The organism is Gemmatimonadota bacterium, assembly GCA_009841265.1.
Lineage (GTDB): Bacteria > JAAXHH01 > JAAXHH01 > JAAXHH01 > JAAXHH01 > JAAXHH01.
This window is the reverse complement of record VXMB01000007.1, coordinates 582479-594823: the sequence shown is the minus strand read 5'-3', so window position 1 is coordinate 594823 and position 12345 is coordinate 582479. Positions and strand designations below refer to the sequence as shown.

Here is a 12345-nt window from a genome sequence, read left to right as displayed (position 1 = left end):
ACGGGCGACACCCGAGTCGAGCGGGCATCACCAGCGTCGAAAATTCCAAATCTGCTTACGGCAACAATTTCATCACCGCTACAGCGAGTGCAACGATGATTCCAACGGTCCACCGTAACCCGTTGACGCTGTTCCTTACATCCTCTTTAACATCCTCTTTGATTTCTCGTACATCCTCTTTGATTTCCCTGCGGAAATCGCGCAGATCATCCCTGAAGCTTTTCTGCAGGTCATCGCGAGTGGATTGTATCCTGGCATCCATGGACTGTATCTTGTCGTCCATGGATCTGAATCGTTCATTGGTATGTACGATTACCTTTGCAATCAAATCCCGGACACCCTGAATATCTTCTTCGACCTTGGCAAACGATTTCTGCAGCGTGGCGGTCAGGCCCTCGAAATTCGATTTGATCGTGTCCATGTCCGACTCCAGGGCCGATATCCTGTGATCGAAGTCGTCGGTGTGATCCGGTACTTGTGGTTTATTCAATTTAAACCTCCGTTGTGGATTGTTCAAGGATAACCATGCTGGTCATCCTCTTGCCGTTGCCACCTCGATGAATGCCGGCTATATAGTGATTAGTCGCCCGTAATTTTCGCATTCTCGTGACTTATTTTGTTTTTCTCACCTCGGAGGATATCCACATGGGCGATCTGATCGTCGTTCATCCAGACTTCGACGGGGTATGGCCCTTTGCCGCGGACCATTTCCATACCCTCTGGCCCGAAGCCGAACTCATACGCCCGGCGCACGGGGACGACCGGCCCCTGGGCGAGGTCGTGGCGGACGCGGGATTTGCGGAACTTGCGGGAAACGTGACACGGCTGGCCACCCTCGGCATGGCGGTGACCATTGAATGTCTAAGGAAGTTCGGTGCGCTGGAGGAAGCGACTTTTCAAGCCGCCTACGACCGGGGGCTGGACGAGGCATGCGGCACGTACCTGACCGAAGCCGGCGTCGCCGTCTACGACCATCCGAGCGAGGGGTTCTGGTCGCAGTCCGTGGCGGAATTCGGGCTGGCGCTGACGCTGTGCGGTTTACGGCGGATCCCCCAGTTGCACCGGGAGATCATCGACGGTCAGGGGCCGTGGGACTACGAGCCTCCCGGCGGACGGGGCCGGCCAGGGACGCGGGGCCAGCAGTTCGGTGACGATCCCGCCTTCGCGAGCGGCACGCTGGCCGGTAAGCGGGTGCGGATCGTGGGGGCCGGCAACATCGCCAGCCGGTACGCTAGCTTCGCGTCCATGCTGGGCGCCGACGTGGCGGCCTGGGACCCCTACGCCACCGAACCGGGCTTTCACCGCGCCGGCACGCGCCGGATCTACCACCTGGACCAACTGGTCTCGGATGCGGAGGTGTTCGCGCCCATGGTGCCGCTGACCGAATCCACGCACGGCCTGGTCGAAGCCGAACACATCGACGCCCTGCCCCGCGGGTGTCTCGTGGTGCTGGTGACCCGGGCTCTGATTTGCGACATGGAAGCGGTCCGGCGGCGGGTCCTGGCCGACGAGCTGAGCCTGGCGGCGGACGTGTGGGACATAGAACCCCTGCCCCTCGGGGATCCGCTGCTCGGGCGCCACAACGTCGTGCATACGCCGCACAACGCCGGCCGAACGATCGACGCGAACCGGGCCTGGGCGGAGAAGCTGGCCGACCAGTTCAGGCCGCGATAGCAGCTTGCAGCCAACGTGTGTACAAAATGTGGATAACTTACGGAGTGGAGAGTGAATCAGGCGTGGATAACGTGTGGATATCTATTGCGGAGAAAGGAGTACATATCTTTTCCTGCCGGCGGGGTGAATAAGGAGGTTAGTTGCGCAGTATCCCTTTGCCGTTTTGCTGTGCCATCCTGTCCACAGTGTCCATCAACTCGCGGACAAATGCCCTCAGGTCTTTCTATTCCCAGCGAGAAGCCCCGGCCGTTTCACAGGGCCCGGGGCTTCTTGTCTACTGACCTTAAATGGCACGGCCGGCGGCCGCTTCATTTACATGGAGTAATACCCATGAACAAGTTGCCGCCATTAATCGGGTTGTCAGTATTATTGCACAATTCACAAAATTTTCAGGCAGAATACACAGGGTTAGACAAAGACCTGTTTTTGTTCAATATATGGTTTACTGTAATTTTCGTTAATTGTTTTAATTGTTCATTTAAGAGTATGATTACAAAGATACTTTTGTGCAACAACAATTACTAAGTACACGTTTAGAGCGCAATTGTAACGATTAAAAGTCGGATAGTGATGTTTGTTATTACCGAATACTGATATAAATCATAACTTTATTTCATTTATTATTGTTGTTGTTTAGTATTATTGGATATGTTCCGGTTTCCGTAACCGGTGTGATTTTTCCATCACAAACCCACCCTGCAGATTGCACGAATTGCCTGATATTGCTTGACAGAAGCACTGTTTGTTGCGTAGAATTGCGTATCACGTTGATAGCGGATGACGTTCCCTGTTTCCTCGTATGAGCCGGTGATTTAACGAAGGTGAGAGATCGTGCAGATCAACAATCTGAGAGAGCTTTCCGATCGCTATGTGTCCGTGGTGAGAAACCTGTGTCGTTTGACGTACATCGCAAGACTGGATGAGTGGCAGGGGCTGGACATGACCGTGCCCCAGGTCAAGACACTGATCCTGCTCGAGCACGCAGGTCCGCTCAGGATGGGCCAGTTGGCCGGCTCCCTGGGCAGCGGCCTTTCCACAACCACGACCATCGTGGACCGCCTGGTGAAGAAGCAGTTGGTTCAGCGGGATTCGGACCCGAACGACCGGAGAGTCGTAAAGTGTGAACTTACCAAGAACGGCCGGGTGGCGACCGATATGTTCTGGGAGCACATCAAGGCCAGGGCCCTGAAGGCTTCCGACCAGTGGGACCTGGAACAGTTCGAAAAAGTGGTCCAGTCGCTCGAACTGATCTGGTGTACGGAAGAAGAGCTTCGGACGAACGACGACGCCGCATCGACTGCCGCCGCTTCCAGTTAATGGTGCGGCGCCAGATCCGCCGCGCTATTACAGATTCCGGTTCGTTTCCCCATATTGCCTCAGATCTACCCTACCTTTAGGCTGATCCACCCAGCGATCAGTCTTAATCTATCCCACGTCTGGCCCACATCAAGCCTACCACCAACCCACGTTCAGCCTGACCGTTCCTTCTACCCCCAATTCGCACCAATCCAATTCCGGGCGATGTTCCGGTCGTTTTCTTGCGAGCTCGCGGTCCTCTCCCCAGTAGAAGTCGAGCGACCGGCCGAGCGACCGACCGAGCATACCGGGGTCCATCCGCAAGGTATCCTGCACATCCGATCCTTACGCTAAAAAACGCAACAAAACCACGAGATTGCAGATCGTGTTGCCGACTATCGGTATAGAAGGCGACCTGGATGGCACGCCGCCCAATGTACTTCCCTATGAATCGGAAGCGTTGAACTAAGCGGTCATCTCGCGGTCCGCCTCACAACGACCCGGGTTCGTTTCTTATTCAGTGGGCCGTCGCCTGAACACAGCCTTCGCTACGGCCGATCATAGTCGCGAAATGATCGTGTCCGCCTTTTCCCGTAGGCGGTTTTTATACTAAATCACGAAATATCACATTTTTTATTCCGATATTCACGTTAATAGCATATATTGAACTTTTTTTCATGTGTAAGCGACTGTCAAATCACTATTTTGGAAAGACCGGATAATCATCGGTTCTTCAAGGCGTTCATCAATGCGTGATATGGTATGCATCGCATGGAGAAAGGCAGATGGGTAGGGATCTCAAGCTTCCGGACACGGAATTGACCATCCTGGAGAGCATCCGGAATCTGCTGCGGGCCTGGTTCATCATCTGGCTCATTCTGACATTACTGGGAACCTTTGGCCTGATCGTCTTATGCGCCGAAATCCTGACCAGGGGATGACAGTGAACAGAAGGATAAACCGCAAGACAAGGTAAATACATGAGCGAGAACAAAGATAAGACATCGCGTGGCAAGCAGGGAAATTCCACCACGGAAATCAAGCGGTCCATCAATCGCATCGAAGGGGATCTGTACCACGGGGCCGAAAGCATATGGGTACGGCTGGGGAAGGTAGAGGAGAAGCTGAATCAAGTCGCCACGAAGTCGTTTATCCTTACCGTGGTGCTGACCGGCGTGGTTGTATTCAGCGCCATCGTATTCGCGATCCTGTGGTATCTTGAAATGGTATCTTGAAGGTTAATCGGCTTAGCATGCCTCGCACGGTTTTATTCGCTTGCACCTGCCGGGCTGTATTTCCATCGCATATTCAGGAAGACCTCCGTGCATACAAAAAACCCCGAAATGCCCTTGTTCAAAGGCTTTTCGGGGATTGTGCCGGCACTATCGGCGATCGACCGGAACTCAAGTTACATAGCGGTACGGGGAATCGAACCCCGGTTTGATGGCTGAGAACCACCCGTCCTAACCACTAGACGATACCGCCACATTGCATCGGTAAAGATACGCCTTTCACCCGCTGGCGTCAAGCCGTCGGGCCGCGATGCTGCCGCAGCACGAATAGGTCGGCGCGCTGCCCACATCCTGCCTTTCCGGCGGGTATGCGCACTGGGGGGCAGGGATTCGAACCCCGATTCCATGGTCCAGAGCCATGTGTCCTACCCTTGAACGACCCCCCAATCGGACCGGCGGCCGACCGGGCGTTTTCCCCGATTGCCGCCGCGTTTAAGATAGGTAATTCACCTCGAAAATCAAGTAAAATCAGGGTCAGACGCGCTCGTAGGGATCGAAGAGACGCTCGTATTCCCGCAGGGCGTAACGGTCCGTCATCCCCGCGATGTAGTCGCATACCCGGCGCTCGAGCGGCTCGTCCTCGCCGTGCGGAACGCCGGCCGGGGGAAGCTGCCGCGGGTCGGCGGTGTATTCTTTGAAGAGGCTTTCGATGAACCGGGTCGCCTTGCGGGACATGCGGATCAGCCGGTAGTGCCGGTAGAAGTTCTCCATCAGGAATGCGCGGAGCTGCCTGTTCTTCCCGGCCATGGACGGGCTGTAGTCCACCACGGGGACGTCGAGCGTGCGCACTTCGTCCGGCGACTTCACGCCGTGGCGTTCCAGGTTCTCGTGGGTCGTCCGGACCACGTCCATGATCATCTGGTTGATCAGCGCGCGGATGATCCGGTACCGCTTGCGCGTGGGGTCGAGGTCCCGGACCTTCTCCACCTCCTCGCGGATCGCCCCGTCCCAGATCTCCAGGCCGGTGAGCTGGTCCAGGCTGAGTATGCCCGCGCTCACGCCGTCGTCCAGGTCATGCGAGTTGTAGGCGATCTCGTCGGCGACGTTGGCGATCTGGGCCTCCACCGAGGCGAACTTTCCGGGCTGGAAATCCTCCTCGTCGAAGCCGTGCGGGGCGTTGTGCTTCGCGATGCCCTCGCGCGTCTCCCAGGTCAGGTTGAGGCCCTGGAAGGACGGATAGCGCCATTCGAGCAGATCGATGATGCGCAGGCTCTGCCGGTTGTGCTGGAACCCTCCGCAGTGCTTCATCAGGACGTCGAGGGCATCCTCGCCGCAGTGGCCGAAGGGGGGATGACCCAGGTCGTGGGCCAGGGCAATGGCGGCCGCCAGGTCCTGGTTGGCGCCGAGGTTCCGCGCGATCGTTTCGGAAACGCCCGCCGTCTCCATGGTGTGCGTGAGGCGCGTCCGGTAGTGATCGCCCTCGTGGTACACGAAGACCTGGGTCTTGTATTCGAGCCGGCGGAAGGACTTGGAATGCACAATCCGGTCGCGGTCCCGCTGGAAGGGCGTCCGCCACGGCGCCTCCTCCTCGGGATGCCTGCGGCCCCGGCTCGCGCTGCTCTTCACGGCATAGGGAGCGAGCGTGCGTTCCTCCATATCTTCCAGCCGGGTTCTGTCGACGATCATCCGGTGTCCTCCGGAGCGGGTTCATCAGGTGCGCGGCGGTCACGTGCAGGTTCGAGAAGCGGCAACCGGAGCCCGCGGCATCACGTGCGGTCACGTGCCGGCGATCAGGGAGCCCCCCGGATCGATGTCCTGGATCATGGTGGCGTTGAAGGCCTCCAGGGACAGGTGGCTCCGTAAATCTTTGTAGTCGGGATTGTCCCACAGGTTCTCGAACTCCCAGGGATCCCTGGCCAGGTCGTAGAGCTCGCCCTTGCCGTGGGAATGGTACATCACCAGCTTGTACCTTTCGTTCCGGTACATGGTGGCATAGTCTTGCGTATCGTTGGAGACGGCGTCGAAATACTCGCTGCGGACGAAGGACCGGTTGTACCCCGGGTCCACCGTGCCGTCCAGGATGGGCAGCAGGCTGCGGCCCTGGAAATCCTCGGGCACGGATACGTCGGCGATATCCAGCATGGTCGCCGACATGTCGATCAGTTCGACCAGCGCGTCGCTCCGGAGATCCGACTTCATGTGGCCGGGGTGGGAGAAGATCAGGGGTACGCGCACCAGGCCTTCGTAGAACCGGCAGCCCTTCCACAGTAGCCCGTGGTCCCCCAGGCATTCGCCATGGTCGCTGGTGAAGATGATTACGGTGTTCTCCCGCTGCCCGGTGCGTTCGAGCTCGCCCAGGATAAGGGCGAACTGATCGTCGATCTGCTTGATCATAGCGTAGTAAAGGGCCTGCTGCTTCTTGCCGTCGAAGGTCTCCGGGTGCCGGGCCTCCGACTGGAAGAACACGTCCCGGAGTTCATCCTGCTGGGTCAGGTCACTCGGGCGGAAGTGGGGACCGGGCATATCGGCCGGATCGAACAGGTCGGCGTAGACGCGGGGCGGGATAAACGGCGGGTGGGGATCGTAGGGGTTGAGCGTCAGCATCCAGGGCTTGTCGGGCGCCCGGCGCTCGGTGATGAACTCCAGGGCGCACTCGGTGACCCAGGTCGTCTGGTGAAGCTCGGGCGGGACCCGGTCCTCGCTCGCCCGCAGGGCGTCGAGATCGCCGCCGCGCTCGCGTACCCAGTCGGCGTAGTCATGCCCTTCCGGCCAGTCGTCCCGCGGCGCGTGGCTGAAGCGCCAGTACCGGTAGCCGTCGTCCATGCGGGGTTCCGTGCGCTTTCCCGCGCTCTGGAGGTGGAACTTGCCCACCAGGCCGCAGTCATACCCGCTATCCGCCAGCAGTCTGGAAATCAGGGGAGGCGGATTCTCGAAGACGCCATTGCCGTTTCGGGTGTTGTGGATCCGCCCGGGATACATGCCCGTCATGAAGCTCGACCGGCTGGGCGTGCAGATCGGGCTCTGGCAGTAGGCGTGCGTAAAGGTGACACCTTCCCCCACCAGCCCGTCCAGCGTCGGCGTGCTTACATGGGGATTGCCGAGCGCGCCGATGGTGTCGAAACGCTGCTGATCCGTACAGTACCAGAGAATGTTGGGGCGTGAAGGCATGTTGCTGTGCACACGCCGCCCTTAAGACCTTACGGGGCAGGCTGCGTGGTGGCTTCTTCCTCTCCGCCCATGGACGCATCCGAGTCGCCGCCTTCCGCGCCCTCGTCGTCCATGCCGCCTTCACCTTCGTCCATCTCGCCTTCGCCCATCTCGCCTTCACCCATTTCGCCTTCGCCCATCTCGCCTTCGCCCATCTCGCCTTCGTCCATTGCCGGGGCGTCGGCGGCCATGACGTGGAGCATGTCGCCCACCGCGGCACCGATGTCGGTCGCGGCGTTGCCGCCGTTAATGGCGATCTGGAGGGTGCCGGACTCCTCGTCCATCCGAGCGAGCCAGGCGCCTTCGGCCACGTCGCCGTAATCGGTGACCATGGGCATGACGAGAGTCTGTTCGTTATGGGTCACCGAAATCCAGCCGTCCGCGGCGAAACCGGCTTCCATCAACTGATCGCTCGTGGCGTTCGTGTTGATGTTGGCGAATTCCTCGCTGATGCTGCTGACCTCGACGTTGATCATGGCAACGTCCATGGCCATCTCTTCGGTTGCCGCCTCTTCCATGGCCGCGTCTTCGGCCCCGCCGCAGCCGTAAAGGCCGAATGCGCCGACCATACAGGCCAACAGGTATGATGTAAACCGCTTCATGGTTTTGTTCCTTTCACGTGGAAATCCCATCGTGGTGGAATGAAAAAAGTGACGCTTTGTAATGTAGAGGAAAATACGTACTGCGCTGACTCATCGGTCGTCGGCCATACGTACTATATGTATAGGGTATTTAACTCAAATTTGCAACTATTAATCGATTGAATTGCGCCGAGTACCTGTGGCCGCGGATCCGGCGGCTTCAGGCCGGGGATCAGGCGCCAGGTCCGGCGGTGGCGGCGAGTTCCGCCCACTGCCTGCGTCCCACCTCCTTGATCTGGCTGTCGTCCCACTTGCCCAGGGGTCGGTAGGACGGGTGACCGGGACGGTCCTGGCAGGGGTTGTGCCGGGTGTTGTAGCAGCAGATGAGGCTCCACCTCGGGTCGTCGCTCTCGTTCGGGTCCGAACGGTGCAGCACGTTCGCGTGGAAGAACAACGCGGTGCCGGGCGACATTTCACAATACACGTGGTCCAGGTGTTCCAGCGCGAGTTCCACCCGCTTCGGGTCGGCCCCCACCTGGGTGCCGTAACGGCCGTGTTCGATCCGGCCCAGGCGGTGCGAACCCCGGATGACCTGGAGGCAGCCGTTGCCCCGGTGGGCCCGGTCCACCGCGATGTAGCAACTGGCCATGTCGGGATACAGCGCCTGGTTGTGGTACCAGTACCCGTAGTCCTGGTGCCACTCCCACGCACCGCCGACACGGGGTTCCTTGACCATCATCTTGTAGTGGTACAGGTAGACCTCGTCGCCCATGAGCCGCTCCAGCGTATCGACCAAGCGCCGGCCGCGGCAGATGGCGTTGTAGATGTCCTCCCGGTCCGTGTCCGAGGTCAGCCACAGCTTGCTTTCGCGGCCCTCGGTATCCTCGGCGGCGCGGACGAGCGAGGCCTTCTCCCCGTCGTGACGGCCCACGTTGAGGAGGAGTTCCATTTCCTCCTCGTCGTAGAGCCTCTCCACCATCAGGTAGCCGTCTTCCCGGAACCTGTTCTCGTGTTCTTCGTTGAGCCGGAACATGATTTGCTCCCAGCGAGTCCCTACACGCCGATGCGGTCGCGATGGCGTCGTTCGATATGATGCGACACCGAGCGGCACACCCGGGAGATTCCTTCGCCGATGAGCGACTGGTCGAGGAAGCTGTAACACAGCCGGAACTGGTTCGCGCCGCGGCCGTCGGTATAGAACGAGGGGCCGGCCACGTAGGCCACCTTCTCATGCTCGACGGCCCAGGCCAGCATCGCCGTGGAGTCGATCCCTTCGGGTGCGGTCAACCACACGTAGAATCCGCCGTCCGGTCGGGTCCAGGCCAGGCCGGGCGGGGCGTGCTCCGCCAGCGCGTCCAGCGTGACGTCACGCTTGGCCTGGTAAAGCGCTCTGGACAGCGCGATCTGGGAGTCCATCAGTCCCTGTCGGCCGTATTCGTAGACAATGCGCTGCCCGAGGGTGCTGGAACACTGGTCGCTGCCCAGCTTTGCCTGGCACAACTGGGCGATGACGGGCGGCGGCGCGGCGATCCAGCCGAGGCGGATACCCGGCCCGAAGATCTTGGAGAAGGTGCTGACGAACAGCACACCGTCGGGATTCAGCGCCTTGAGCGAAGGCGGGGGCGCGTGTTCGAAGTACAGCTCCGCGTAGGCGTGGTCCTCCAGGATGGGGATGTTGTACCGGTCGGCGAGTTCGACCAGCCTGCGTCGCCGTTCCAGGGGCATGGTCACGCCGCCCGGGTTCTGAAACGTCGGCATGGTGTAAATCAGCTTTGCCCGCTTGCCCTGGCGTTCCAGCTCACTCAATTGCGCTTCCAGGAGGTCCACGCGCATGCCTTCGTCATCGATATCCACCGCGACGAAATCCACGTCGTAGCACCGGAAGACCGAAAACGCGGTCAGGTAGGTGGGGGCTTCCACGACGATGACGTCACCGGGGTTGAGCAGCATCTTGGCGATGAGGTCCATGGCCTCGATGCCGCCGGTAGTGACGATAATGTCGTCCACGGTGGCGGTCACGCCTTCGACGGGTCCCATGCGGCCGGCGATCCACTCCCTCAGGGCCGTGTAACCCGCCGTCGGACCGTATTGCAGCGACATGCTGCCGTGATTCTCGAAGACCTGGACGGCGACTTCCTTCATCGCCTCCATGGGGAACGTGGCGTCGTCCGGCAAGCCGCCGGCAAAGGAAAGCACGTCCGGCCGTTCCGCCAGCTTGAGCAGCTCGATGACCGCGGTATCTCCAATGAGTTCCATGCGGTCCGCGTATACATCCCGCCAGTCCATCAAAAACCCCCTGCTTTTACCCTCTGCATACTTAAATCGTGATCGAACTGAACCGCGCGAGTGCCCGTCGGGTGCCACCGCACTCGTGCATTGGATTGTACGGTCCGGGCCATTGAAAGACAAGGCCAATTTTCCTTGACACGGGCGGGGGGACAGGTCTTATCATGGCCTTCCAATGGTGGTCAATGTTGATCATCGTGTCATGATATTCATTGTATACACGGTGTTATAAGGTCATGGTGTGCATCGTGTATACGGTGTATAAGTGTACATCGTGATCCAGCACGCCCATTTACCGCTTTGCGAGGTATATACATGGCCGAGGACAGCCAGGTCGTAGCCAGTTTCCAGAAGAACAGCCAGGAAGAGTTCCGCTTCACCATCACGTCCTTCCGCGGCAACGAGTACGCCGATATCCGGATTTACTACGAGAACGACGGTGATTTCCTGCCCAGCAGGAAGGGCATCACCGTCTCCCCGGAGGCATGGAAATCCTTCCGGTCCTGTCTCGACGAGCTGGAGTCGGAACTCAAGGAGCGTAACCTGCTCAAGGACGAAGAAGGAGAAGGCTGATCGGCGGCCGCCGGTCCGGCCGCTCCGGGCGCACCGACCGCTCAGATCGCCGGTCCGGCCCACCGATCACTCCGCGCGCACAGACTAGCCCACACGGTGCCCTTGCCCGGCGAGAAAGCACTCCGGGTCGTGGTGGATGGGTAGATAACCCGTGCTCATGAGGAATTCACCGACGATCTCGGGACCCATGAAGCGGAAGGTCTTCCTGAACACCGCCACCCATTCGTCCAGCGTAGTGCAGGTCTGGTCGTTCAGCCAGGCCGCGAAGGATCCATGTTCCGCCCGGATCTCCCGGATGACCCGCGCGTTGTGGATGGCCGCGTCGATCTTGAGCCGGTTCCGGATGATACCGGCGTCCCCGAGCAGGCGCGCCCGGTCCTCGTCGCCATAGGCTGCTACACGGTCCACGTCGAACCCCTCGAAGGCCTCCCTCAGCGCCTTACGCTTCTTCAGCACCGTCAGCCAGCTCAGTCCCGCCTGGTTGATCTCCAGCACGAGCCGCTCGAAGAAATCGTCGTCCCGGGACAGGGGAAAGCCGTACTCGTCGTCGTGGTAGGCGGCCAGTATCGGGTCTTTGAGGGTCCAGGCGCAACGGCGCCGATCGCCGGCTTCTTCGACGAACTCGCCTGTCCGGACCGGGTGGGCGTCCACCCCGGTGATCCACGCCTCGGGAAGGTGGCGCACGCAGTTCATCAGGGCCAGGTGCGTATAGGTGGGCGTGATGATGAACCGGGTGACGGAGGTGTTCGCGAACCAGTCGATCCTATCGTGTCCCATGCCCGGGGTGTCCAGGATCACGCCCACGAGGAACCGCATGAACGCCCCGTGGGACACCAGGACGACGCACTCCCCGGTGTGACCGAACTCGTCGTGGATCCTGCGGGTGACGCGCTCCGCCCGGGCCTGGGCGGCATCGTAGTCCTCCCAGGGACGGCACTTCCACCAGCCTTCCTCGTCGAACTCGCCGCCGAGGCGGACGCCCGGGAACCCACGCTCGATTTCAGAGCGCTTCATGCCGGGCCTGCCTTCGTAGTCCGCGTTGCCCACACCGGCCTGGACCCCGCCCTGTTCGTGGAGGTCGATCCACGCATCCGCGGCCTGACCCGTCTCACGCATGTAGGGGGCGATGGTTTCCAGGGTGCGAAGGAACGGACTGACGAAAATGCGCGTGGGGCGAAGGTGGCGGATGCGGTTTACGAGGTATTCGGCCTGCCGGTACCCGAGGGCGGACAGGGAGGGATCGTCGGTGCGCTCTTCCTGCGGCCGGGCATTGTTCTCGGATTCCGCGTGGCGGATGATATAAAGTTCCATGGGGTCGGGCAGTCTTTCTCCTGGCAGGCGGCCGGTGACTGTGGTTGACGGGTCGGCGGCGGGCGCGTCGTCCACCCTAACCGACATAAGGTACATTCCCGGCCCTGCCGTCGAAAGGAAAAGGTTTGACAGGCAGGGCGGTGCGGGTTAAGGTTTCCACCTGTTTTCGAACGGCTCATTCCCCG

At 60.1% G+C, this 12345-nt stretch carries 11 protein-coding genes and 2 tRNA genes; 4 read left to right on the top strand and 9 right to left on the bottom strand.

Translation table 11 applies throughout. The features are described from left to right. Positions 1-55 precede the first annotated feature (55 nt). Positions 56-490: a hypothetical protein gene (locus F4X08_04415; GenBank protein ID MYD25041.1), complete on the bottom strand. Its 435-nt coding sequence runs from the start codon at positions 488-490 to the stop codon at positions 56-58. 155 nt (positions 491-645) lie between these two features. Here F4X08_04415 and F4X08_04410 point away from each other — a divergent pair, with 155 nt between their 5' ends. The 3 genes from F4X08_04410 (at position 646) to F4X08_04400 (ending at position 4205) form a co-directional block, all read left to right on the top strand. Continuing rightward, positions 646-1674 carry a hydroxyacid dehydrogenase gene (locus F4X08_04410; GenBank protein MYD25040.1) on the top strand — a complete coding sequence of 343 codons (1029 nt, stop codon included), beginning with the start codon at positions 646-648 and terminating at the stop codon, positions 1672-1674. A gap of 831 nt (positions 1675-2505) precedes the next feature. Next, positions 2506-2991, top strand: a complete 486-nt coding sequence (locus F4X08_04405; protein ID MYD25039.1) for a MarR family transcriptional regulator — start codon at positions 2506-2508, stop codon at positions 2989-2991. A 959-nt stretch (positions 2992-3950) separates the two neighbouring features. Further along, positions 3951-4205: a hypothetical protein gene (locus F4X08_04400; protein MYD25038.1), complete on the top strand. Its 255-nt coding sequence runs from the start codon at positions 3951-3953 to the stop codon at positions 4203-4205. Between the two features lie 178 nt (positions 4206-4383). On the opposite strand, the gene F4X08_04395 is transcribed toward F4X08_04400, so the two are convergent. From F4X08_04395 to F4X08_04365, 7 genes are all read right to left on the bottom strand, one after another. Then, a tRNA-Glu gene (locus F4X08_04395) sits at positions 4384-4455 on the bottom strand. A gap of 122 nt (positions 4456-4577) precedes the next feature. Continuing rightward, a tRNA-Gln gene (locus F4X08_04390) sits at positions 4578-4648 on the bottom strand. A gap of 88 nt (positions 4649-4736) precedes the next feature. Then, complete coding sequence (locus F4X08_04385; protein ID MYD25037.1) at positions 4737-5888, bottom strand: deoxyguanosinetriphosphate triphosphohydrolase; 1152 nt, start codon at positions 5886-5888, stop codon at positions 4737-4739. 90 nt (positions 5889-5978) lie between these two features. Continuing rightward, positions 5979-7370 carry a sulfatase-like hydrolase/transferase gene (locus F4X08_04380; GenBank protein ID MYD25036.1) on the bottom strand — a complete coding sequence of 464 codons (1392 nt, stop codon included), beginning with the start codon at positions 7368-7370 and terminating at the stop codon, positions 5979-5981. 29 nt (positions 7371-7399) lie between these two features. Next, positions 7400-8041: an SAM-dependent chlorinase/fluorinase gene (locus tag F4X08_04375; protein MYD25035.1), complete on the bottom strand. Its 642-nt coding sequence runs from the start codon at positions 8039-8041 to the stop codon at positions 7400-7402. Between the two features lie 181 nt (positions 8042-8222). Beyond that, positions 8223-9023 (bottom strand): phytanoyl-CoA dioxygenase family protein, encoded by an 801-nt coding sequence (locus tag F4X08_04370; protein ID MYD25034.1) that lies wholly within the window; start codon positions 9021-9023, stop codon positions 8223-8225. A gap of 20 nt (positions 9024-9043) precedes the next feature. Then, positions 9044-10276: a PLP-dependent aminotransferase family protein gene (locus F4X08_04365; protein MYD25033.1), complete on the bottom strand. Its 1233-nt coding sequence runs from the start codon at positions 10274-10276 to the stop codon at positions 9044-9046. Between the two features lie 315 nt (positions 10277-10591). Here F4X08_04365 and F4X08_04360 point away from each other — a divergent pair, with 315 nt between their 5' ends. Beyond that, a complete protein-coding gene (locus F4X08_04360; protein ID MYD25032.1) occupies positions 10592-10849 on the top strand; it encodes a hypothetical protein in 258 nt (85 codons plus the stop codon). 84 nt (positions 10850-10933) lie between these two features. Here F4X08_04360 and F4X08_04355 read toward each other — a convergent pair whose 3' ends face one another. Beyond that, positions 10934-12256 (bottom strand): hypothetical protein, encoded by a 1323-nt coding sequence (locus F4X08_04355; protein ID MYD25031.1) that lies wholly within the window; start codon positions 12254-12256, stop codon positions 10934-10936. Positions 12257-12345 lie beyond the last annotated feature (89 nt).

What these genes read in the sequence shown, in the direction of transcription:
- F4X08_04410 (MYD25040.1), top strand. Translation starts at nt 646, where the DNA reads ATGGGCGATCTGATCGTCGTTCATCCAGACTTCGACGGGGTATGGCCC.
- F4X08_04400 (MYD25038.1), top strand. Translation starts at nt 3,951, where the DNA reads ATGAGCGAGAACAAAGATAAGACATCGCGTGGCAAGCAGGGAAATTCC.
- F4X08_04385 (MYD25037.1), bottom strand. Translation starts at nt 5,888, where the DNA reads ATGATCGTCGACAGAACCCGGCTGGAAGATATGGAGGAACGCACGCTC.
- F4X08_04380 (MYD25036.1), bottom strand. Translation starts at nt 7,370, where the DNA reads ATGCCTTCACGCCCCAACATTCTCTGGTACTGTACGGATCAGCAGCGT.
- F4X08_04375 (MYD25035.1), bottom strand. Translation starts at nt 8,041, where the DNA reads ATGGGATTTCCACGTGAAAGGAACAAAACCATGAAGCGGTTTACATCA.
- F4X08_04370 (MYD25034.1), bottom strand. Translation starts at nt 9,023, where the DNA reads ATGTTCCGGCTCAACGAAGAACACGAGAACAGGTTCCGGGAAGACGGC.
- F4X08_04365 (MYD25033.1), bottom strand. Translation starts at nt 10,276, where the DNA reads ATGGACTGGCGGGATGTATACGCGGACCGCATGGAACTCATTGGAGAT.
- F4X08_04360 (MYD25032.1), top strand. Translation starts at nt 10,592, where the DNA reads ATGGCCGAGGACAGCCAGGTCGTAGCCAGTTTCCAGAAGAACAGCCAG.
- F4X08_04355 (MYD25031.1), bottom strand. Translation starts at nt 12,256, where the DNA reads ATGTACCTTATGTCGGTTAGGGTGGACGACGCGCCCGCCGCCGACCCG.